Origin of the sequence: Chelativorans sp. Marseille-P2723, from assembly GCF_902809845.1 — a bacterium.
GTDB lineage: Bacteria > Pseudomonadota > Alphaproteobacteria > Rhizobiales > Rhizobiaceae > Chelativorans.
Window position 1 is genome coordinate 368,283 of the sequence record NZ_CADDWI010000009.1, and the last position, 21,446, is coordinate 389,728.

Annotated in this window: 18 protein-coding genes, 1 CRISPR repeat array and 1 riboswitch; of the genes, 4 read left to right on the forward strand and 14 right to left on the reverse strand. The window is 58.5% G+C overall.

Annotation, left to right across the window (positions count from 1 at the left end):
* Positions 1-137: 137 nt before the first annotated feature.
* The 10 genes from HUS57_RS09080 to HUS57_RS09125 form a co-directional block, all read right to left on the reverse strand.
* Entirely contained in the window at positions 138-1,196 is a 1,059-nt protein-coding gene (locus tag HUS57_RS09080) for a FliM/FliN family flagellar motor switch protein (RefSeq protein ID WP_173932925.1), read from the reverse strand.
* Positions 1,186-1,671: a hypothetical protein gene (locus tag HUS57_RS09085; protein ID WP_173932927.1), complete on the reverse strand. Its 486-nt coding sequence runs from the start codon at positions 1,669-1,671 to the stop codon at positions 1,186-1,188. The genes HUS57_RS09080 and HUS57_RS09085 overlap by 11 nt, the downstream gene beginning before the upstream one ends.
* Positions 1,664-2,956: a FliI/YscN family ATPase gene (locus HUS57_RS09090; protein WP_173933263.1), complete on the reverse strand. Its 1,293-nt coding sequence runs from the start codon at positions 2,954-2,956 to the stop codon at positions 1,664-1,666. The genes HUS57_RS09085 and HUS57_RS09090 overlap by 8 nt, the downstream gene beginning before the upstream one ends.
* A gap of 34 nt (positions 2,957-2,990) precedes the next feature.
* Complete coding sequence (locus tag HUS57_RS09095) at positions 2,991-3,635, reverse strand: hypothetical protein (protein ID WP_173932929.1); 645 nt, start codon at positions 3,633-3,635, stop codon at positions 2,991-2,993.
* Positions 3,622-4,236 (reverse strand): hypothetical protein, encoded by a 615-nt coding sequence (locus HUS57_RS09100; protein WP_173932931.1) that lies wholly within the window; start codon positions 4,234-4,236, stop codon positions 3,622-3,624. The genes HUS57_RS09095 and HUS57_RS09100 overlap by 14 nt, the downstream gene beginning before the upstream one ends.
* Entirely contained in the window at positions 4,236-5,045 is an 810-nt protein-coding gene (gene sctJ, locus HUS57_RS09105) for a type III secretion inner membrane ring lipoprotein SctJ (protein WP_348640563.1), read from the reverse strand. The genes HUS57_RS09100 and sctJ overlap by 1 nt, the downstream gene beginning before the upstream one ends.
* On the reverse strand, positions 5,042-5,440 hold the full coding sequence (locus HUS57_RS09110) for a hypothetical protein (protein ID WP_173932934.1): 399 nt from the start codon (positions 5,438-5,440) through the stop codon (positions 5,042-5,044). Before HUS57_RS09110 ends, sctJ begins: the two co-directional genes overlap by 4 nt.
* A gap of 33 nt (positions 5,441-5,473) precedes the next feature.
* Positions 5,474-5,890, reverse strand: a complete 417-nt coding sequence (locus HUS57_RS09115; RefSeq protein WP_210256065.1) for a hypothetical protein — start codon at positions 5,888-5,890, stop codon at positions 5,474-5,476.
* Between the two features lie 2 nt (positions 5,891-5,892).
* Entirely contained in the window at positions 5,893-6,969 is a 1,077-nt protein-coding gene (locus HUS57_RS09120) for an FHA domain-containing protein (RefSeq protein WP_173932937.1), read from the reverse strand.
* A gap of 137 nt (positions 6,970-7,106) precedes the next feature.
* A complete protein-coding gene (locus HUS57_RS09125) occupies positions 7,107-7,394 on the reverse strand; it encodes a hypothetical protein (protein ID WP_173932939.1) in 288 nt (95 codons plus the stop codon).
* 711 nt (positions 7,395-8,105) lie between these two features.
* On the opposite strand from HUS57_RS09125, the gene HUS57_RS09130 reads away from it, so the two are divergent.
* The 4 genes from HUS57_RS09130 (at position 8,106) to HUS57_RS09145 (ending at position 15,673) form a co-directional block, all read left to right on the forward strand.
* On the forward strand, positions 8,106-10,403 hold the full coding sequence (locus tag HUS57_RS09130; RefSeq protein WP_173932941.1) for a hypothetical protein: 2,298 nt from the start codon (positions 8,106-8,108) through the stop codon (positions 10,401-10,403).
* A gap of 67 nt (positions 10,404-10,470) precedes the next feature.
* Positions 10,471-10,671: riboswitch (cobalamin riboswitch) on the forward strand.
* 107 nt (positions 10,672-10,778) lie between these two features.
* Positions 10,779-13,634: a ribonucleoside-diphosphate reductase subunit alpha gene (locus HUS57_RS09135; protein ID WP_173932943.1), complete on the forward strand. Its 2,856-nt coding sequence runs from the start codon at positions 10,779-10,781 to the stop codon at positions 13,632-13,634.
* Positions 13,635-13,740: 106 nt separating this feature from the next.
* Positions 13,741-14,853, forward strand: a complete 1,113-nt coding sequence (locus HUS57_RS09140; protein WP_246727809.1) for a ribonucleotide-diphosphate reductase subunit beta — start codon at positions 13,741-13,743, stop codon at positions 14,851-14,853.
* Positions 14,854-15,325: 472 nt separating this feature from the next.
* Entirely contained in the window at positions 15,326-15,673 is a 348-nt protein-coding gene (locus HUS57_RS09145; protein ID WP_173932945.1) for a hypothetical protein, read from the forward strand.
* Between the two features lie 875 nt (positions 15,674-16,548).
* Positions 16,549-18,360: direct repeats of the CRISPR family, unit length 32 nt; unit sequence GTTTCGATCCACGCCCCCGCGTGAGGGGCGAC.
* Positions 18,361-18,554: 194 nt separating this feature from the next.
* Here the strand turns inward: HUS57_RS09145 and cas2 are convergent.
* From cas2 to cas7c, 4 genes are read right to left on the reverse strand one after another with little or no spacing between them, the layout of a single operon-like run.
* Positions 18,555-18,845 carry a CRISPR-associated endonuclease Cas2 gene (gene cas2 / locus HUS57_RS09150; RefSeq protein ID WP_173932952.1) on the reverse strand — a complete coding sequence of 97 codons (291 nt, stop codon included), beginning with the start codon at positions 18,843-18,845 and terminating at the stop codon, positions 18,555-18,557.
* 10 nt (positions 18,846-18,855) lie between these two features.
* Positions 18,856-19,890: a type I-C CRISPR-associated endonuclease Cas1c gene (gene cas1c, locus HUS57_RS09155; protein WP_173932954.1), complete on the reverse strand. Its 1,035-nt coding sequence runs from the start codon at positions 19,888-19,890 to the stop codon at positions 18,856-18,858.
* Positions 19,887-20,579 (reverse strand): CRISPR-associated protein Cas4, encoded by a 693-nt coding sequence (gene cas4 / locus HUS57_RS09160; RefSeq protein ID WP_246727810.1) that lies wholly within the window; start codon positions 20,577-20,579, stop codon positions 19,887-19,889. The genes cas1c and cas4 overlap by 4 nt, the downstream gene beginning before the upstream one ends.
* The gene (cas7c, locus tag HUS57_RS09165) at positions 20,566-21,441 is read right to left on the reverse strand and encodes a type I-C CRISPR-associated protein Cas7/Csd2 (protein WP_173932956.1); all 876 of its coding nucleotides are present in this window, start codon (positions 21,439-21,441) and stop codon (positions 20,566-20,568) included. Before cas7c ends, cas4 begins: the two co-directional genes overlap by 14 nt.
* Positions 21,442-21,446 lie beyond the last annotated feature (5 nt).

Below are 21,446 nucleotides of genomic sequence, written 5' to 3' on the forward strand. Positions count from 1 at the left end.
GTTGCACACCAATCGCATTGCGCAGGAGCATCAAGACGATAGAGATCTTGGTGAAAGCCGTCCCCATCACCGCCATGAACGGGAGCAGGCTCAAAGCCATGATGGCGATGGTGGTGGGAAGTATGGCGGGAAAATTCTCAGTCATTATCTTTGATACCCGGCCAATAGCTGATCTGAATCCCGACCGTTTCTCCGATCTGCACCAAATGGCCCCTAGCTGTCGGAGCGCCATTGGCAAGAATCGTTACAGGCTGGGTGAGATCGAGCTTGAGGTCGAGAACGGCTCCTGGCCCTAACTGGCGTAACTCGGACAAGCTTATGCGCCGGGCCGGCAGTAGAAAATCTAGCCTTACAGGCAAGCCTCCGACCGGATCTGAAACTGGCGGCGCATCGTAAACGGCTCCGGCCTCAAGTGCCAGTTCTTCCAATTCCTCATCGTTATCCATTGATGCTTGCATTCCTGCATCCTCGAGAACGTTTATCGCCCCGGTTGCGATATCGATTTCGGCGTGGAAAGTGGCGGCATCAGCGACTTCAAGCACCGCCCGAAGTCCCTCTCCTCGAAGCGCGCCCGCAAACAGCGTGTCACCGACCTCAAGGCCACTGTACTCGCAAAAGGACAGCGGCCGCCCAGTCAGCAGAACACGGCAGTGGAATTCCGGATCGAGTGTGCTGACCATCCGCTCGGGCTGCATCTCCAGCAGGAAAGCGATCCGGCTTTCGTTAATTCCGGAAAGTTCGAGCGAGAAGGGAAAGCTGTTTCCCTCAACCACAACGCTTCCATTCAACCGGGTAAGCGGTGGGCCTTCGTGCCGCTGATCGGCCAGCAGTACACGTGCATCGACTTCAAGAATTCTGCTCGCCATCTCCTCGCCGGCGAACGCCTCCAGAGCCATGATCGCCCGCCATTCAGCAGGGAGGCACGCAGCATCCTCTTCACGCCAGCCGGGCAGAAGATAATCGCTCAGAAGATCTATAAGGTGGATCTCAATACACAGTACAGCCGTCCCGAGGTCGGTCGACGCCTTCAATTCCACACATGTGCCGGTCAAATGGACGCGAGACCCGAAATGCACTGCCAGCGGCACCGGAGCCACCTCCGGACCGACGAACAGCCAGCGGGTCGCTGCCAAATGGTTAATGAGCGCTACTATCCCAGGAGAAATGGCCGGCAGTACGGAAAGGTCAGGCGGCATAGCCCTTCCTCGCAGCCATTTGCTCGCAAAACTCATCAAGCGCCGCTTCCTCGCGCAATTCCTCCGAATGCATCCGCTGCTGGCGCAAATGTGTCTGTATATGCTCGCTCTTGTTAAGTTTCACGGCGCTGTTCGCCCGCTGGCGACCGGCAATGCGCACACGTTCCTTCGCTTCAAGCAGCCGGGTCTCGCACTCTGCGCGGTGATTGGCGAGTTCCTGCGCCTTCTCCTTCGTCTTGCGAAGCGTTTCTTCGACGGCAAGAAGATCATTGACGGAAACGCTCTTGTTGAGAAGGTTCGTCAGAAGGTCGATCTCGAGCGTCCTCGTCTGCTCAAGATAATCGTCAATGGCTTGTTGTGCCGCCTCGCAATCTGCATCAGCCTGCCGAAGAGCGGCTTCCTCAAGCTTCTCCGCGGTAATCATGCGGTCCAGCCGGCGCTGGCGGATGGCGACGATCTTCGAGAAGTCAATCATGGCCAACCGCTTCCTTCAGCGCTTCCACAGTCTGCTCGAAGCTCAGAACCTCGTCCATGCCTTGACGAAGAAAAGCATCGAGCATCGGCTTGCGTGCCACGGCTTCGTCTGCAAGGGGATCAGCCCCTTCAGAATATTCCCCGATCCTCAAGAGAAGCTCGACCTCGTCATATCTGGCAAGCAAGGCACGAAGCTTGCTGATCGCTTCGAGATGATCGGAGGAGGCTATGCGGTTCAGGACGCGGCTGGCGCTGGCTGTGACGTCTATGGCCGGATAGTGGCCGGCCGCGGCGAGTTTGCGCGAAAGGATGATGTGCCCGTCCAGGAGCGAACGGGCCTCGTCAGCAACGGGCTCGTTCATGTCATCGCCCTCCACCAGAACGGTATAAAGAGCGGTGATGGAACCTTCGCCACTGCGGCCGGTACGCTCCACAAGACCTGGAAGCTGCTCAAAGACCGAAGGCGGGAATCCGCGCCTGGTCGGAGGTTCTCCGGCGGCCAGGCCAATCTGACGTTGCGCGCGGGCAAAACGCGTCAGGCTGTCCATGATCAAGAGCACGCGTTCGCCGCGGTCACGGTGAAATTCGGCTATCGCCGTCGCAGTATACGCCGCCTTTACCTGTTCAATTGCCGGCCGGTCGGAGGTCGCCACAACGATGGTCGATTTCGCCAGACCTTCAGGGCCGAGCTGGTCATCGATGAATTCGCGCACTTCGCGCCCACGCTCGCCGATCAACGCTACGATGCAGCGGTCGTATTCAGCAAACCGAACCATCAGCGAGACCAGGGTAGACTTGCCGCCGCCTGCAGCCGCAAAGATGCCCATGCGCTGGCCCTCGCCGCATGTCAAAGCACCATCAAGCGCCTTTACGCCAAGGACGAAGGGTCGTTCTATAGGCGGGCGCAGCATCGGATTGGGCGGCGACCGGTCAGCCGGATAGAAGAGGCGGGGGGCAAGCGGGTGGCCGGAATCAAGAGGTTTGCCCATTGCGTCAAGCACCCGGCCGGTCAACTCTTCACCAACGGGAACCTCAAACGTGCCCATCACGGACTGGATTGTCGAATTATGCGAGATGCCCAGGGTGCGCCCATAGGGTGTTAAAATGGCCTCCCCCTGATCGAATCCGACAACCTCCGCCAGAATCGGCTGTCCCGTGGTGCGTGAAATCGAGCAGACTTCACCGATGCTGAAATTCCCAGCCGCCCGAACCAGCGGCCCCGTGGTCCTGCTCACCCGCCCTCGCCGCCTGAACGGCCGTTGGCGCTCGAACAAGAGGTCAGCCATGCAATCATCGATGGCGCCGGCGGCAGATGAAGGTTTACGCTTTGGTGCCATTTGCTTTCCCTTCATCCTTGTCCCCGCTGCTTACCGGAAGTGACTTTAGAGCGGCAATGGCCTCCTCAACCAGCACAGGCATGCTGGCATCGATGACTTCGAGTCCAGCATAGATCAGGCATTCATCTTCACCCATTTGCGGATTGGGTTCTGGCTTGATGGGTACGAGGCTCTTGTTGCGGCGTCTGGCCGCGCTGATCGCCGATCTAAGGGTGCGCAAGTTCGCCGGGTGAACCATGATCGCGATTTCGGGGTCGCCGCGCAGGTCGTCCAGTGCCTCCAGCGCTATCGAAAGCCATTCTTTCCGCGGCATGTAACCCAGAACAGAGTACAGGCACTGGCGCAGCATTCCATCGAGTTCAGCGCGAAGCTGTGTTCGGGCGGCATCAAGATTTTTGATCGCGGCAGAGAACTGTTGCAACCCCTCGGCATAACCAGCCTGTCGGGCGTTCTGGTGTATGGTCCCGCGGCTTTGCCGTGCACGGCGCAGGCATTCGGCAGCTTTTCCTCGCGCCACCTTCACAATAGTTTCCGCCTCCGCCAGATGGCGGAAGCACTCGGCTTTCAGGATTCCGTTGGCTGGAAAAACATCTTCCCCCTGTTGGTCGATCGCTTTAACCCGCAGCATCGCGATGTTCCCGCGCAAGCATCAGGTAACGCAGAATACATGCCTCGTCAGGATCGCTCGCAGCAAAGGTCCGCGGCTCCGGGAAAGCTCCAGGCGGATACTTCAGCAGCAGTCGCTCCCGGCAGGCCGGCGGCAGCATGCCTATAAGGTATGCCTTGAGCATCGTTGCATATTCCTCCAGTGCATCGGCCGATACAGCGGTCAGAACGTGGAGATTCTCGAATGAGGGGAAGCGGCTATCGCCAAGCCCTCTGATCAATGCCTGATCTTCGCACCATGATGCAATACCGCTTAGCAAAGTACCGCTCGTGGCCATCCGAATTGCTTTGTGATTGATCATAACCGCCATTATCCGGCATAATCGGTTAAGCGATTCCAGTTCTTCATCCATCAAATACGCAAACAGACGCAACGTCTCCGCTCGCGACTCCGTAAACGGCGGCAGCTTTCTGAGAATCTGCTTGTTGAGCATCGGCCCCAGGAGGCGGATGTTGGTTAGCCGGGCTGCAATCTGAGCATCACGCAGTCCAAGCACGGCCGGGAGGTTGTCGGGCATGATGTGATCGAGAGGTGTCTCGTCAAAGCTGCAATGCGGATGCATCAAGCGGCCTCCTTCCGCCGGCCCTTCAGCAGATTCTCTATCGCAAACATGCCTCCGGCTCCTACTATTGCTCCCAACAGGCCCATGCCTCCAAGCACCACAAGGGCTTGCATCTTGCTGCTGCGCTGCATGATGACGCCTCCCAGGGCAACAAGATCCATTTTCGGGGCCGAAGGCGTATCCACTGGGGAAATAACAACCCCCACCCGTTCGTAATCAATCTTCTCGACACTGTAAGAAACAAGCTGCTTGATCTGCGGAACGAGCTCGGCAGTGATGGCGTCCCGCGCTACCAGTACCAGAACGGAGGCGCTGGGCGGTGGCGCCTCCTCGAAAGGTGTCTGCTTGCGAGGGTTGGCGATATGCACTTGCGCGGAGATGACGCCTGGGATGGACGACACCATGCTCGACAGTTCCTGCGATAGAGCGAAGTTGAACCTCGCCCATTCCTGCACAGGGCTGGTTACAAGACCATCGCCTGTAAACACGTCGCCCATCGTCTCATATTTACGGCGAGGCAATCCAAGGCTTTGAAGAAGCTCGACCGCCTGGGCAAACTGGCTTTCTTCCACCATCAGCGTGATCCGATTGTCCTTGTCGGACTTTTTCGACGCGTCGATGCTGTACTCCAGCAGCTTGCTCAGCATTTCATTAGCTTCTGCTTCGTTCAGCCCGGTATGCAGCGGCACCTTGCAAGCAGCAAGGAATGCACACAGCGCCGCGCAGACCATAAACCGCCCAAGAGGCCATCGTGAACGACGCCTCATGCTGGTACTCGCAGTAAGATAGTGACAAGGCGCGTATATCATTGGCTCGACAGAAGCTGCTGCACCCCGTTCACAATTTTACTAACCGCTTTGACAGCCGCTTCAAGTTGTATTTTATCGGCGTTTTGTGCAACTTTATTGCGAATATAGTCGCGATTGTCGTTATGCAGCTGGATGATCTTGTTCTTTGTTACATCCATGAGCCGCGCCTGCTCTGGCGTTAAATATTTCGGATGGTCGGCCCAGCGGCGGAACAACTCCTGAACCGGCCTTGGCAGGCTCATCAGCGGGCTCGACGGATCAAGGGCGTCATTAATGTCACCGACGATACTCTCCTCCTGCTGACGAAGCGTTTCGATCAGACGGGTTTGTAAACCGTCCACGCCCGGAGCAGCGGGTTTTTCCTGCGGTGCACTTAGCGTGAAAGATATGCTCATCCGACGATTATCCTTTTGCAGTGCATACAGGAATCAATCTTCCTTGATGCCCAAGGCATCGGCACATTCGGTTACGATGGTCTGCACGGCTTCCAGGGCAGCTTCTGACTGGAGAAGATCCTCATCGAGGTAGATCGAGCCCAACTTGTGAGCGCGTTCGAGCTGCCCGTCCTGCTGGAGCAGGTAGAGATGAAATGCCAGTGCCTCGTCACGATTGACATCGGCGGCAAGCGCGCCGTTACTCTCCAGGAGGTCTATCCCGGCGCCAGCCTCCCCTCTGGAAAACAGGTACATTGCCTCAATCAGGAAACCGCCCGCATTTTCAGGGCGCACTTCCTGCACAAGCTTCCATAAGGATTGTGCACCTTCGCCAAGACCGACGCGCACCGCAAGCGATGCGGTATTGCCAAGTACGAATATGTCATCACTGGAATATTGGACTTCAGGCATTCTCATTTCACATTCACCTTCTTCTGCTCGCCCCTCACATCCAAAAGGAGATAACTCTCTGCAACGGCTAACAGTTTGACGTCTTTGCTCAGTGTCTCGCCGGGTCGGACAATTGCCCCGTTCTCCACCACCACATACGGATTTGGCCCGTGCCAAACCCCGATCACTTGCCTGGTCAACACGCCCACATCCGGCCCCTCGGCGCGCTCGAAACGCACACCGGCCAGCCCCCGCACATCAGCCTTCAGGTGCCGGACGAGCTTTTCACGCAGTTCCGCATCATCAATCGCCACCAGCGTCACGACTCCGTGAGTAGATCCTACTACACGTGAGGCGGGCGCGAGGTTTTGCGCGATCAGCGCTGCTGCTTCCGCTATTTCCGTATCGACGTATATGTCGGCCGAAACAGGGGTGTCAGATCTTGCAACTCCGGCTAGTAACCGCGCGCGAGCCTGAGCATCGGCCACTCTTACGGTCGCACGCCACTTGCCCTCGTAACACAATAGGCTTTCAACCCTGCCGCCCAGCACTGCCAGTTCACCGTGAATATCCTCGCTGCATTCAAGCTGCTGAAGCGGCGTCTCGATCTTTGCAGGTGCAAGCTCCGCCTCGGCCTCGATGGTCGATCGGCTTTCGGACCTGATGGGCAGGAATACGTTTACGACAACAGCAAGAATAAAAAGAAAGGCGGCTGCCACCAGCATGCGCGAGACCGGAATCTCAGACCAGGATTCCGCAAGCAGGTCGAAAGCCCGTTGGCGCTCGGGCTCAACTCCAGCAAACTCGATCACGGTATCGGCGATGACAAGACGATCGCCCAAATAACAGGGCGTCCATTCGCCAGGCTTCAACACTGCAGGTTGCCCGCTCATCTGGCGGTGCAGCATGGCGGCCGCACCGGAGCTCAGCATGATGGACGCGTCCGTCTCGCCCACCTTTAGCGTCAAATGCTCCGAAGTTACCGCTGGATGGAGAAGGACGATCTCGCAGGCGAAGTCCGAGCCGATGCGGTGCAGCCCCGGTTCAAGAGGAAGAGACCGGTCATCGATCCCCTCCCTGGACAACTTAGCGACAACCATTTCGCCCTCTTAAGGTCAGCCGGTTTCCCTGCATCGATCACTTTCGATCCTTGCCCGCTGCCCCTTGATGATTGCCGGCATGGAGTGCAAGTGCGCAGGCACCCGCTCTCTTATCCCGCTGTCCCTTCTGGCGATCCCTACGAAGCCTCGCCAGGCGTCCTGGCCGCCTCCTCCAGCGCCGCGCGCAGGTTTAACAGTTTTAGTTGTTCAATCAGCTTCAGAGCATCGTCGATAACCTCGACCGCACGTATGAAATGGGCTGGGTCCTCGCCTTGCAACGTAAACTGCGAACCATCGCGCAAGAGCATCTGCCGGCGCGTTTGCAAATATCGAACCAGAGAGTCCGGACCGCCCGCAGAGCCCTCCACGAAAATCTCGTCAAAGCTCACGCCCAATTGCGAAAAGCTGCTGAAAGCATCAGTCATGTGAACCATCATCCGCTCCTTTGTCGGACAGACGAATCGCGCCAATCCCGCTTATGGGGAACTTGGTTTTTCTGATAAACCATAGCACTGCCTTGCGCCAGTTCAGTGTTGCGAATATGGTTTACGAGTTTGGATGCATATGCGCAGCGCTATACTGCGCTATAACCAAATGCTAAAAGAGTTATAATGAGATGCAACTTTGGTATGCATTTTTTGAAAGATAGATTTGCGCGAAGCCATATTGTTCATGCTCGGCGGGAGGCCGGAATGTTTCCGAAAGCCATAACATCACCAGTCGCAAGCTCCCCTTCTCAGCCCGACGGAACGTCGGCACCAGGGCAACTATCCGATCCAAGAAACACACGCTCAAAGACAGGCGCCGCGCAAGTTTCGCGGGGTGCTGCATCGAGGCCCTTTTCGCGGACATCGGAACGGCCGGCCTTGCGAAATGGAGGTGGTGAAACCTCAACTTACCCCAATCAGGCCGGATCGAGATTCCGGCTTCCAGGGCTCGGCACGATCAGGGAGTTCTTCACGGGGAGCAGCGCGCCTGTGAGAGCCGGAATTCCTGCGGCGCCTATGGCGGCCAGCGCATTCTCGCCTATTGCACTGCATGGCTGTTCTCCAGAAGGAGCAGCCATAGAACTGGGTTTGTTCGGCCTCGGTTTGAACCATGATCAAGCATTGGAACCGTCCGAGCCGGAGGGCGGATTGGCGGTCATAAGCCGCTTTCTTTCCAGGGCGCCTTCACTTGCAAACATTTCCGAGGGCGTACAGCAGGAGGCTGTTGACCTGGAAGCAGGTCTTAGTGCCGCTGAACAGCAATCCGCGCAGGAAGCAGCCGAAGCACTTCGTCAGGTTGTCTTTAAGGGATCCGGTGGAGGGACTGCTCATGTTGAGCTTGCGGAGCTGCTTGAGGAGCTTTGCAGCGATCTTAGCAAGGTGGATGCACTACGGAAGAGCAAGGGACTGGCGCCGCTGGACGAAACCGAACGCCAGGCGCGGGCCATCTTCACAATATCGCGCTATCTCTTCCGGAATGAGAAGCCTGGCGCGACCGCTCGCTGGTTGGGCAATCTGACCAGTTCGGGTGTCCGCACGGGCCTGGCCACCTTTATGGCGACTATGGCGCGCAATCTCGGCGCCTTTGCTATGCAGCAGTGTCTGAACTACGCCGATGCTCTTGCGCAAGAGGGGCAGATAGCCGCAGCAAACCCCGCAACCCAGCCCGTTTCCGAAGGGTCTAATCCTCCTTACAGCGCCCTCTGCGCCAGTACGGAGGGAGCAACAACGCTAGCAAACATATTCGGCGGCCTCATGCTAGGCACGATGGCATCCTTGCATCTTGTCGGGGCTCTGCGTGACTTGCGGAGCGGTGCAGCGAACTTTGAATCGCTATTGTCGCGGTATGGGCAAGTTAGCCTTGATGCGTTGTTGATCGCCATCGCTATCAACAATTCTTCGTGGGAGTCTTTGCCTTCCTGGCTCACAGCAGCAGGCATATATTCCGCCGGCCGGGGCGTCAGCTCTGCTTTGCTGGAAAGGAAGACCAATGTTGGCGAATATTCGCCTCCTGCGCTTGCGCTAGCCGCTGCATCCTATTCGGTAGCCCAGTTCGGGGGAACGATGGCTCAGAATGCCCTCGGATTGTGGGGGGGAGCGACTGCCGACTCGATCCGGACCGCAGACCGCTACACGGAGGCACGGCGCAGTGCCTTGGAAATTACGGAAGGACGTCACCCCTGGGGCGCCAATGCTGGGCATGCAGCATTAAACGCCTCTCTCGAGGTCTTCGACGAGCTTCAATACCTTGCGGTTAACCGCGCCTTCCAGTCGGCCAAAGCAAAAAGGCAACTGCGCACGATCCTCAGCACAAAAGACACCACGCCGCAGACCCGCATTGCGCGGCTGGAGGAAATCTCGCAGATGCATGCTGCCGCATTGCGCGGGATGATCGACTATGCCCGCATAAATCCGGACGCATCCAATGAAGCACTGGAAGCCGCCGGTGCCAATGCAGTTCGAGAATACCGCAATGCCAAGCTGGAGGGAGTACGCATGTCGCTGGCACGTACGCCCGCCAGCGAACGCATGCTGGAGGAGAGGGCGAACAGGGCGTTGATCGAACTTGCATCCCTCGGCTACCGGTTTACTCCGGAGGCGCCGGCTGATGGGCCCGGGAAAGCCTCAAAGCATAACCGCCTGATAGCAGCCTACGTTGCGCAGAGTCTTGAGAAGCTGAAACAGGACCAGCCGCTGGAAATATCCACCCTCTCCACTTGCGCTGGCTGGCAGCGGCTGGGCGGCCGCCTTGTGAACCAGTTTCTCAATGTGGAGCCGTACCGTCAGAGCTTGCTGCATGCGCTTTACTCCGCTCTTTCCCTACTGTCTCTTCGTGTCAGGAAGGAACAGGTACCGAACGACAAACAGCGCGTTCTGGGCGTGAACAATGCGGTGGAGGCGAGTTGGACCGCCGGTTTGACCCTGCTACTTTATCCCCAGCTGAAGCGCGGGGTTCAAAGCCGCCAGGAGCCTGAAGCGCAGCGAGAGACCGCGGCCAGGCGGAAGGCCCGGATGGACGAGTTAGCTCTGGATATTGCACAGATCGCAGACCTTGCCGACGCCGTGCGGCAGCCGGGCTCATGGGAGAGGATTACGGAGGATCTTGCATCCAAGGCAGTCGCTAATGCTGTGGGCAGACCGATCCGCATCCGGCATAACATGCAGAGGAATGAACGCACGATGCTTGCCCGAGAACGCGGCGCGCAATCCCCCGTCGAAATCGTCAATGATGGAGCTGGCTACAGGGGAATTGTGGAAAACCAGATTCGCGAAACGCAACCAGATGGCGACAGCTTTTTCCGAGCAGTGCTGATGAACATGCACCAGAATGCCGATGTGCCCGACCATGCAATCGCCGATCTGCGTCAGCGTACCTCTCAGGAACTCCTCAACAATGCCCGGGACTATGTCCAGTTCCTCACGCCGCCAAGCGCGCGGACGCCTTGAGGAACGCTTGCAATACGCGTTTGGAGCAGGGCATCCGCAACCAATTGACAATTTATGACCGATAGCTACTAGATGTCGTCGTCACGGTGCTTCTGAGTCGATTCCGGCCGAAAGCTAAGAGGGAAGCCGGTGCAATGCCGGCGCTGCCCCCGCAACTGTATGCAGCGAGCTGCTGCCGCATAATGCCACTGGCGCTGTTGGCGCTGGGAAGGCTGGCAAGAGCGATGACCTGCGAGCCAGGAAACCTGCCGTGACAGTGAATTCAACGACCACGGGCGGGGTGCCCCGGGGTGCGGCCTGGCTTGCGGCATCTGCTTCTACTGCCGTCCTCCTGCCTGCATTTCGTCATCCTGCCCCCAAAGACACGGGGGTTACATGTCTTCAACTGCCACATATTCCGACAGTGCCGCTGATGGAGCTGTCTATACGCTTGCAAGCGCCGAACACGAGGAAGGACCGACCCGGCGCGTCGCGCGCCGTAATGGCTCTGTAACGCCCTTCGATCCATCGAAGATCTCCATTGCGCTGACCAAGGCGTTTCTCGCCGTCGAGGGGTCCACGGCAGCCGGATCAAGCCGTGTGCATAATGTAGTCGAGGAACTGACGGATCGCGTGGTTCGCGCGCTCACCAGGCATGGCGAGGCAGGCCGGCTGCTACATATCGAAGAAATACAGGACCAGGTGGAACTCGCGCTCATGCGCGGCGGCCACCACAAGGTTGCACGCGCCTATGTGCTTTATCGCGAAGAACGAGCGCGCCGCCGGCAAACGGAACAGGACGCTACAGAAGAAAAGCCTGCAAACCTCAACGTCCAGCTTGTAAACGGCCGGCTTGCTCCGCTCGATGCGGCGCGGCTTTCCGCCATCATCACAGAAGCATGCGAAGGTCTGGATGGGGTTTCTGCCGAAACCATTCTCTCCGAAACCAGGCGCAATCTCTACGATGGCATCACTCTCGACGAGGTTTCCCTCGCGACAATATTGGCTTCCCGTTCGCTGGTCGAAACCGAGCCGAACTACTCTCGGGCAAGCGCGCGGCTGCTACTGGACAAGCTGCGACGCGAGGCTTTGACCTTCGTCGCAAAGCGGCCTGAGCAAGCGACACAGGCGGAGATGGCCAAGCGCTACCCGGCCTATTTCCGAGACTTCATTGCCGCCGGGATTGAAGCGGAGATGATCGACCCGGAACTCGGCCGCTTCGATCTTCAGAAGCTGGGCGCCGCCTTGAAGCCCGAACGTGACCTGCAGTTCCAGTATCTGGGCCTTCAGACACTCTACGACCGATATTTCCTGCATAAGGACGGTGCGCGGTACGAGTTGCCGCAGGCCTTCTTCATGCGGGTGGCCATGGGGCTCGCGCTGCGAGAGATTAACCGCGAGGGGCGCGCCATCGAGTTCTACGAGTTGCTGTCGAGCTTCGATTTCATGTGCTCCACGCCGACATTGTTCAATGCCGGTACATTGCGGCCGCAGCTTTCCTCCTGCTTCCTCACGACGATTTCGGATGATCTCGAAGGCATCTTCAAGGCGGTCAAGGACAATGCCCTGCTGGCGAAATATTCCGGCGGGCTTGGCAATGACTGGACGCCCGTGCGCGGTCTCGGCGCAACCATCAAAGGAACGAACGGGAAGAGCCAGGGCATCGTGCCTTTCCTGAAAGTGGCAAACGACACGGCAATCGCAGTCAACCAGGGCGGCAAGCGTAAGGGCGCCGTCTGCGCTTATCTTGAAACATGGCATATCGACATCGAGGAATTCCTCGACCTTAGAAAGAATACCGGCGACGAGCGGCGACGCACTCACGACATGAACACGGCCAACTGGGTGCCGGACCTATTCATGGAGCGGGTGGAGGCGGATGGAGACTGGACGCTGTTTTCACCAGACGAGACGCCGGATCTGCACGACCTTTACGGGCCAGAATTCAAGGAGGCCTATGAGGCATACGAAGGCAAAGCTGCGCGTGGAGAGATTCGCGTTTTCAAGACGGTTCGGGCAGTCGAATTGTGGCGGCGGATGCTTACCATGCTGTTCGAGACCGGTCATCCCTGGATCACATTCAAGGACCCTTGCAACCTGCGCTCACCCCAGGGGCATGTTGGCGTCGTGCATTCTTCCAACCTGTGCACGGAGATCACGCTCAACACGTCGAAGGATGAGGTCGCAGTCTGTAATCTGGGCTCGATCAACCTTGCCGCCCATGTGAATGAGAAAGGCATCGATTTAGCGAAGCTTGCGCGGACGGTTTCAACCGCCATGCGCATGCTCGACAATGTCATCGACATCAACTTTTATACGATCCCCGAGGCGCGGCGCTCTAACCTCCGCCACCGTCCGGTGGGGCTTGGCCTGATGGGATTTCAGGACGCGCTGCACACGCTCCGCATTCCCTATGCTTCTGAAGCGGCCGTAGAGTTTGCCGACCGGAGCATGGAAGCTATTTCGTTCCATGCCATCTCCGCTTCCGTGGAACTGGCGAAGGAACGTGGCTCTTATCAGAGCTTTGCAGGCTCACTCTGGTCAAAAGGCGTGCTCCCTATCCACTCTATCGACGCGGTGGCAAAAGCACGCGGCTTTGACGGGATGGACCCTACGGCTACGCTCGACTGGGAGGAACTGCGTCAACGCGTGGCCGCGTACGGAATGCGCAACTCCAATTGCATGGCGATCGCTCCAACAGCCACAATCTCCAACATCTGCGGGGTTAGCCAGTCAATCGAACCAGCCTATCAGAACCTCTTCGTCAAATCGAACATGTCCGGCGATTTTACCGTGGTGAACGCTGCGCTCGTACGTGACCTGAAGGAGCGCGGCCTCTGGGATGCGGTAATGGTCTCCGACCTGAAATATTACGATGGCTCCCTCGGCCAGATCGACCGCGTGCCGGGTGACCTGAAGGCGCTTTATGCGACAGCTTTCGAGATCGATGCGTCCTGGCTGGTCGAGGCAGCCTCACGCCGCCAGAAATGGATCGATCAGGCACAATCGCTGAACCTTTACATCGCCAATCCCTCGGGAAGGAAGCTCGACGAGTTATACCGGCTCGCGTGGCGCAAGGGGCTGAAGACAACCTATTACCTTCGCTCGCAATCGGCCACACATGTCGAGAAATCAACCCTCAACCGGTCAGACGGGAAGCTGAATGCCGTGGCCGTGCCGCAGCCGGCCTTCGAACCCCAGGCAGGCAAGGTATGCGCCATCGAGGATCCCGATTGCGAGGCTTGCCAGTAGCTTCAACGACTCGCCGCCTTAGCTGCCTGCACAATCCTTCCGGTTTGATGGGGTTGGAAGCAGAAGCATGAGCGCGCCCGGACATCCAGAAATATTAAGGAAAGACATGACTATTGCGAACGAACTCAACATCGAAGCCCTGCAAGAAAACCTCACCGCACGCGGCGATACCACCGGCCTTGGTACAATCGAAAGGGGAGCGGCGCGCGTAAGGGTCGATGACAAGCGCATGATCAATGCGCGGGCCGATGTGAACCAGCTTCTGCCGCTCAAATATCGCTGGGCGTGGGAAAAGTATTTGGCCGGCTGTAACAATCACTGGATGCCTACAGAAGTTTCCATGCAGGCGGATATCGCTCTCTGGAAATCCGCGGACGGGCTGTCAGAGGACGAGCGCCATATGGTGAAGCGCAATCTGGGATTCTTCGCCGCTTCCGAGTCGCTCGTCGCCAACAATATTGTGCTGGCCATCTATCGCCACCTGACGAACCCCGAGTGCCGGCAATATCTATTGCGCCAGGCATTCGAGGAGGCGGTGCACACGCACACCTTCCAATACATTGTGGAAAGCCTCGGGCTGGATGAAGGCGAACTTTTCAACATGTACCGGGAAGTGCCTTCCATCACCGACAAGGCCGCCTGGGCCCTGGAATACACCCGGCATCTTGACGATCCGGAGTTCCGCACCGGCACCCCTGAGACCGACCGGGCATTCCTTCGCGACCTCGTCGCCTTCTACGTGGTCTTCGAGGGAATGTGGTTCTACACCGGCTTTGCGCAGATTCTCTCGCTTGGAAGACGCAACAAGATGGTGGGCATCGCCGAGCAGTATCAATACATTCTGCGCGACGAATCCGTGCATCTGAATTTCGGGATCGATGTCATTAATCAGATCAAGCAGGAGAATCCCCATCTTTGGACGTCCTCCTTACAGGAGAAGGTTCGCCAGATGCTGTGCGAGGCAGCGGAACTGGAAGCGGCTTACGGGCGCGATACCATGCCGCGCGGTTTCCTCGGGCTGAACGCAGAACTTTGCGAAAGGTACATGCGCTTCATCGCCAACCGCCGCTGCACACAGCTTGGCCTTGCCCCGGTCTTCGCCGAAGAGCCAAACCCGTTTCCCTGGATGTCGGAAGCTATGGATCTGAAGAAGGAGAAAAACTTCTTCGAGACGCGCGTGATCGAATACCAGAACGGAGGGGCTTTATGCTGGGATTAAGTGCTTGGCTGAGCTGCCACGACAGGCAGGGGCAGGACAGATCATCGGACGCAAATATCCCATGCGGGCGCAGTCGCAAATAACATCTTGCCGCATCAAGCGACGTGGCCTCTCTTGATCATCGCACGTCCTGGTGACTGACGATCTGGTTCGTTGGATCGGATCTGGCGTGTTCATGTAAGTATCTGAGTGCCTTCATTCGCAGTATAGCGATCGCGGCACGTGCGGGCGCTCTCGCGTGCTGCTGGGATTGAGCACAGAAGCCATTCACTCCATCATTTCCTTGATGGACAAACCACCGCCGCGGGCGGCGTTAAGCCGCCCGCGGCGCCGAAGCATGCGGCGTATGCTTCGGGATGCCCGACCCCATAGTTCCCCCCAACTATGGTGGGTTCGGACCAGATCTCCGCAACCATGTTTCTGCCGTCGGCGCGAAAGCTATCTCCGGTGCGGATGAGGCCTCTGCAGGAAAATGCTTTCGAAAATTGCCGCAGCCTCCACGGCGGTGGTCACCTTCCGCGACATATCCGGGCGGGAGAGCGCGGCTGGATCGCACACCGCATTTTTTAAGGGCTGCCTTCATTTACCGCTTGCCGGGATAGCTATTGAAATCGAGCACGTCCAAACTCGTCCGTGCGTTGCGGCGCAGGCGCACCGGCGTCTGTCGTGCAATGGTCAGATACAACGCGAGCAAGCCTCCCAGCTCGAAAAGACCTTGGCGCAGCAAGAAGCTTCTTGGCAGATTTCCTGCTCAAAGCTCTATGCGCCCGTTATCCAGACCAGAGCAAATTCCGTTCCACCCGCGCTTCTGCCCCAGTAAGCTCAAGAAACCTGGCATTTTCGCGCAACACCGCTCTTCACCGGGCAATCATATTGAGACGAAAAAGAAGCTGCTGCCCAAAAGAGGACAGACCTGTCCCAAAACAGATCAGCTCCCTGCCGCCGGCTCACGTTTCGATCCACGCCCCCGCTTGAGGGACAGCTTTAGCTAACCATGCACGGAGAGAAGTGTAGATTCCCTCTAACTGGCTCCCGGGCATAGGGGACGCGCTAGCGGTTGACGACACGGCACAAGCCGTTAATGCAGGAAACAGGGGCCAGGCTACGGTTCCGGGCTCCCTAGCTGCTATGGGAATGACACCGGGTGCGGGCGGTGCTGCTAAGAAGCTTGCTATGGACCAGGCTTCACGGCTGTCCGGCGCACGGGATATGGGATTTTACACATCCCCCTTTATTATGGGACTAGCTCCGCTTTTGAGGCGTTCGACCCTGCGCTAGGAGGGGCCACGACCGGGGCAGCACCTGTACAACTAGGAGTTTGGTCTTCGACTGACCCGGAGACAGCGTCTGAGTTTGCTGCCCTATCGGCCAAAGCTCGCGGGGGCAACCCGCAAGTATATCCCCTCTTGCATCGCGCAGAATGGACCGCTGTTGTGGATCTTGATGGATAAGAGTTAAATACGAGATCGCTGCGACATTATCCGATGCCTTTGAGGATGGTTATGACGCCGTAATGTTACGGATTTATACCACACCGAAGGGTGAAAGTGAGAAAGAATATTTGTTGTAGTACGTGATCCTGCGCAGATTCAATCCGGTTCGCTCGCTTCGATCCGTCCAGAATAAATTCGCGCGATCTTCTAGCTTTAATCGCAGTAGCTCTCGCAGGGGCGGGAATATTTTGAGCCAGCAAGAGTTTCGATCCACCCCCGCGTGAGGGGCGACCCATGCACCTCACCGGCACATTCAACTCAGTGAGGTTTCGATCCACGCTCCCGCGTGAGGGGCGACGGCCTACCGTCTCCATCCCAGAAATAGAAAGAGCGTTTCGATCCACGCCCCCGCGTGAGGGGCGACAAAAATCCGAATAAACTTCGCCTTCCTCGTTCTGTTTCGATCCACGCCCCCGCGTGAGGGGCGACAGGTCGGCCGCGATCTCCATCTGGAGTTCGTCGTGTTTCGATCCACGCCCCCGCGTGAGGGGCGACGCGCGCTGGAACAGACGTGCCGCGACTTCGTGTCGTTTCGATCCACGCCCCCGCGTGAGGGGCGACCGAGTTCGAGGCACAACATGGTGACGGTTGAATTGTTTCGATCCACGCCCCCGCGTGAGGGGCGACGAGGACGATGACGAGCTTCTTGCAAGGCTGATCGTTTCGATCCACGCCCCCGCGTGAGGGGCGACAGGATCGACAGGACGAGCCGGAGGTGTGGCATCTGTTTCGATCCACGCCCCCGCGTGAGGGGCGACTTGCCGAATTCCTCCCGGCTCATCTGGCCAGCCATGTTTCGATCCACGCCCCCGCGTGAGGGGCGACAAGAGGATCGCGGCGGTTCCCAGCAGGAGAACCAGTTTCGATCCACGCCCCCGCGTGAGGGGCGACGAATGTCCACCATGAGGTTACTCCAGCGGTATAGGTTTCGATCCACGCCCCCGCGTGAGGGGCGACTGGGGGCCGGACAGCCGGTCGAAGTCCTCTTCGGTGTTTCGATCCACGCCCCCGCGTGAGGGGCGACGCTCGTACCGCATCCTTGAGCAATGTATTCAACAAGTTTCGATCCACGCCCCCGCGTGAGGGGCGACCCTCTTTCCGTCGCCCCGATCTCGGTTATGCTGTTGTTTCGATCCACGCCCCCGCGTGAGGGGCGACGCTGGCTGTCAACGCCGCCCGCCCCGCCAACCGTGTTTCGATCCACGCCCCCGCGTGAGGGGCGACGATAAGGAGGGTGCAGGATGAACGCGATTGAATGCGTTTCGATCCACGCCCCCGCGTGAGGGGCGACTGGCCGGGGGCGACAGCGGCGTCGAAATAGCACCAGTTTCGATCCACGCCCCCGCGTGAGGGGCGACTTTTCGCGCCGCCAGCGCCCTGAAGGAGAATGGGTTTCGATCCACGCCCCCGCGTGAGGGGCGACGACACTGCTGTCAGAGGATCCCACCACATCGGATGTTTCGATCCACGCCCCCGCGTGAGGGGCGACGTAACGCGGCCGCTCGAAAAACAGGCCATCATGGTTTCGATCCACGCCCCCGCGTGAGGGGCGACAAGGCTCCGTTGTCAGGGCGTCGAGCGCCAGCGTGTTTCGATCCACGCCCCCGCGTGAGGGGCGACCCGAAAAATAAGAAACGTCGCCATCGCTGTTGGCGTTTCGATCCACGCCCCCGCGTGAGGGGCGACGCCGCCCGATGAGAACAATGCTGTCGCACTTATGTTTCGATCCACGCCCCCGCGTGAGGGGCGACGACTGGGCAGAGTGGCGGCGCATTGCGTTTATTGTTTCGATCCACGCCCCCGCGTGAGGGGCGACTTGGTCTTGATTGATCCGGCATCGGCACGCGCCTGTTTCGATCCACGCCCCCGCGTGAGGGGCGACGGTTCTGGTGGCCAGTGGCAGTGAGATATCGAGGTTTCGATCCACGCCCCCGCGTGAGGGGCGACCCGGTGTTCCTCATCACCGTTTTTGCCAAGAGTCAGTTTCGATCCACGCCCCCGCGTGAGGGGCGACTGCCTTGCTTTAACATATTGAGGAATATGACGAAACCGGTCCTTCTGCGCGAACAGGATGATTGCAGTTCACGGGGGTTTCTCCACCGTAAACCACAGTACAAATTTCTTCACGTTTTCAAAGTACTGGCTCAGGTGCGAACCGACCTGGGGTCATCAGCACGCTTCTGGTTCGCGCCTGGCTCCGGGAGCGTCTCACACGATGAGGATACCCCCCAAATCTGTTGCCGGTTTGGCTCCAACATGCTCGACACGCCGCCGCCAATTGGAGCCGAGATAATAATAACGCAGGCTGTCGCGCTCCGGGTCAATGATGGCTTCAAGGCGGCTCTTGAGCAAGGTCCACTGGCCAGGATCGACCTCTATCTCAAAGACGGAAAACTGGACTCGCTGGCCAAAGTCGCGGCAGCTCTTCGCCACGCGGCGCAGCCGTCTCGCGCCGCCGGAATCGGTTGTATTCACGTCATAGGTTACGAGCACCATCATCCGGCAAACCCTACTTCCAGAACCAGGGCGGATAAGCATCAAGATCGCCACGCAGATGGCGTGCGAGAAGCTGGGCCTGAAGATATGGAACGAGTCCGAGGGGCGCAGTCTCTTCGATGAAGGGGTGACGGCGCTCCTCCCTCTTGCGCTCCTGCCACGCCTCCAAAACGGTCCGGCGGCCTTCCTCATTCAGAAAGACTGCGCCGCCGTCGCGAAATTCGAAATCCTTTTCGCGCAGCTGGCGCCGGTTGATAAGCGAGAGCGCAAGGCGGTCTGCAAGGACGGGGCGCAGCTCCTCCATGAGGTCGAGCGCCAATGAAGGACGTCCCGGCCGGTCCCGATGCAGAAAACCAACGGCCGGATCAAGGCCAACACTCTCCGAAGCGCTTCGGCAATCATGCGTTAGCAGCGTGTAGAGGAAGGAAAGAAGAGCGTTCACCGGGTCAAGCGGCGGGCGGCGCGAGCGGCCGCCGAAGCGAAGGCTGGCATCCGGCGAGCGGAGCAGATGTCCGAACACGCTGAAGTAAAGATTGGCGGCTTCTCCTTCCGTCCCGCGCAGGAATTCAGCCGGATCGTTTCCTAGGCCGACCCGTCGCACTATCCGTGCCATCCTCTCGACCACAGCCTCTATGGCGCAGCGAGCATCGGAGGGAAATTCCGGACCATAGTCACGGAGCGCGCGCATCAGAACCGCGCGTTGATTAGAGATCTTTCCGGTCACGAGACTGCGAACGATCTCGTCGGGAGCGTCCGATGCGCGGTACTGTGCCCGGCGCAGGAGAACGTTGCCCGCAACGGGTCCCTCGACACGCGCCTGAAAGCGCCCGACGCGGTCGAGAAGCACGATCGTGATGCCAGCCGCCGCACAGGCCCGAAGGAGAGGCGGCGATATATGGATCGCGCCGAAGGTGACGACCGAAGCCAGCATGTGGAAAGGGACGCGCGCCTTCTCCACACCATCTACCTCCGCGACGAAATTTTCGCCGTCCTTGCGCAAGGCCGCTCCTTCGGTGGTGATGTAAATGGTGTTGAGAAGCTTCTTCAAACGGAACCCTCCCCTTCCGTCAGGCTCGCCTCGACCATCCTGTCGCGCCATGCGCGCGCGGGCCTTGCGGAGGCCTTCGGCCGGCACAGATCAATCAGCGAGCAGGAGCGGCAGCGCTTGGCGAGAAGGATTGGCGGGGGCGTTACGAGCGTTCGGAAAATTTCGCGCAGGTCCGCTGCGGTCTCTTCCGTCAGCCGTCGCAAATCCTCGTCAAAGGGAACAGAAACGCGGCGCTTGGTCTCGGCATAATAAAGAGCGCCTTCGGGCACGGCGCGCCCGGTCATTTCCTCCAGGCAAAGTCCCTGCGCGCAAAGCTGCACCTCGTCAGCGCGGTGCAGCTTGGGTCTTCCCCGCTTGATCTCGATGGGATAGGGGGTTTCATCCTCACCATGGAATTCGACAAGATCGGCAACACCGGCGATCCAAAGCCGCTTCGAAGCGATCGGCAAGGCGGCCACGCGCCTAATACCGCGCACTTTGCGCCGGCCTGGTCTGTCGGCGGCCTGATGCAGCACGCGCCCCTCCGCAGTGAAGCGGTTTTCCGCCCATAGCCTTTCGAGATGGATGAGTGCGGCCTGGCGGAGGCAATAGACAGCGTGCTGGAGCGCCGAGATGGGGATGGGCTCGGCATCCAGTTGATCATCCAGAGGATTCGGGACCACCCCCTTCAAAGCTTTACAGCTTCTCAATGACTACAACGCCCTTTGGAAGGTTCTCCTGGTTGATCGTTATAATGTAATCTGAGAAACTGCGCGGCAGCGATGCGTTCTCTTTTCGCTGCACGGCAACCCGTTTGAATAGATCCTGGGCCGACGCATTGCCCATCCGATTGTCGTGTTTGAAGACAATCAACCTTTGAGCATTCATCTCCATTCTGGCAGCAGATCGATCATGCTCAAACATGTTGGTGAGCGCCTCGAACAACAGGTTAAGGTCCTCTTCCGAGAATCCGGTACCCTTCGTTTCATCACCGGCAAGACTAGCCGAGACAAACCCGTGACAGCGGTAAAGCCCATAAGGAATGATGTATTTGCGCCCCATGGTGCGTTCTTTCTCGACGTCCTTTTCGTTAGTTACTGATGAACGCGTGATGGTGATTTCCTGCGGGATCACCGGGTCGATCGATTGCGCAAATCCGAGTTGCACCGGCCCTCGCACCTGACCGGCGTTGACCTCCGTGGTCATCACTGCACCGAATGTACGCACATCGTAGAAGTTTGTGCACATCCACCGGGTGATCTCGCGCGCCTCGGCCTCGTCTTTGGGAAGCTTTTTCGTTTCAGGCTTGATGCCAAGTGCATCGTAGGCCCTCTGGTGCTGAAGATTCAGTATTGCCTTTTCCTGCATGTAGATGGCGTAGGGCGGTCCGCCTCCCTTGGCCAACTGTACATAATTGCGGATCTTACGCTTGAGGCTGACGTCGGTGACCAGACCCTTCTGAGTATCCAGGTCCTGGCGCGGCATGTTTCCGCTATCCGGGTCGCCGTTAGGATTGCCATTTATGATGTCAAAGAGGTAGACAAAGTCATAGCGGTTTTGGATGGCGGCCATATCAA

Coding starts and splice junctions, on each gene's coding strand:
- HUS57_RS09140 (WP_246727809.1), top strand. CDS start 13,741: ATGACTATTGCGAACGAACTCAACATCGAAGCCCTGCAAGAAAACCTC.
- HUS57_RS09120 (WP_173932937.1), bottom strand. CDS start 6,969: ATGGTTGTCGCTAAGTTGTCCAGGGAGGGGATCGATGACCGGTCTCTT.
- HUS57_RS09085 (WP_173932927.1), bottom strand. CDS start 1,671: ATGATTGACTTCTCGAAGATCGTCGCCATCCGCCAGCGCCGGCTGGAC.
- cas7c (WP_173932956.1), bottom strand. CDS start 21,441: ATGGCCGCCATCCAAAACCGCTATGACTTTGTCTACCTCTTTGACATC.
- HUS57_RS09135 (WP_173932943.1), top strand. CDS start 10,779: ATGTCTTCAACTGCCACATATTCCGACAGTGCCGCTGATGGAGCTGTC.
- cas2 (WP_173932952.1), bottom strand. CDS start 18,845: ATGATGGTGCTCGTAACCTATGACGTGAATACAACCGATTCCGGCGGC.
- HUS57_RS09110 (WP_173932934.1), bottom strand. CDS start 5,440: ATGAGCATATCTTTCACGCTAAGTGCACCGCAGGAAAAACCCGCTGCT.
- HUS57_RS09115 (WP_210256065.1), bottom strand. CDS start 5,890: ATGCCTGAAGTCCAATATTCCAGTGATGACATATTCGTACTTGGCAAT.
- HUS57_RS09090 (WP_173933263.1), bottom strand. CDS start 2,956: ATGGCTGACCTCTTGTTCGAGCGCCAACGGCCGTTCAGGCGGCGAGGG.
- HUS57_RS09095 (WP_173932929.1), bottom strand. CDS start 3,635: ATGCTGCGGGTTAAAGCGATCGACCAACAGGGGGAAGATGTTTTTCCA.
- HUS57_RS09145 (WP_173932945.1), top strand. CDS start 15,326: ATGCTTTCGAAAATTGCCGCAGCCTCCACGGCGGTGGTCACCTTCCGC.
- HUS57_RS09080 (WP_173932925.1), bottom strand. CDS start 1,196: ATGCCGCCTGACCTTTCCGTACTGCCGGCCATTTCTCCTGGGATAGTA.
- HUS57_RS09100 (WP_173932931.1), bottom strand. CDS start 4,236: ATGCATCCGCATTGCAGCTTTGACGAGACACCTCTCGATCACATCATG.
- sctJ (WP_348640563.1), bottom strand. CDS start 5,045: ATGATATACGCGCCTTGTCACTATCTTACTGCGAGTACCAGCATGAGG.
- HUS57_RS09125 (WP_173932939.1), bottom strand. CDS start 7,394: ATGACTGATGCTTTCAGCAGCTTTTCGCAATTGGGCGTGAGCTTTGAC.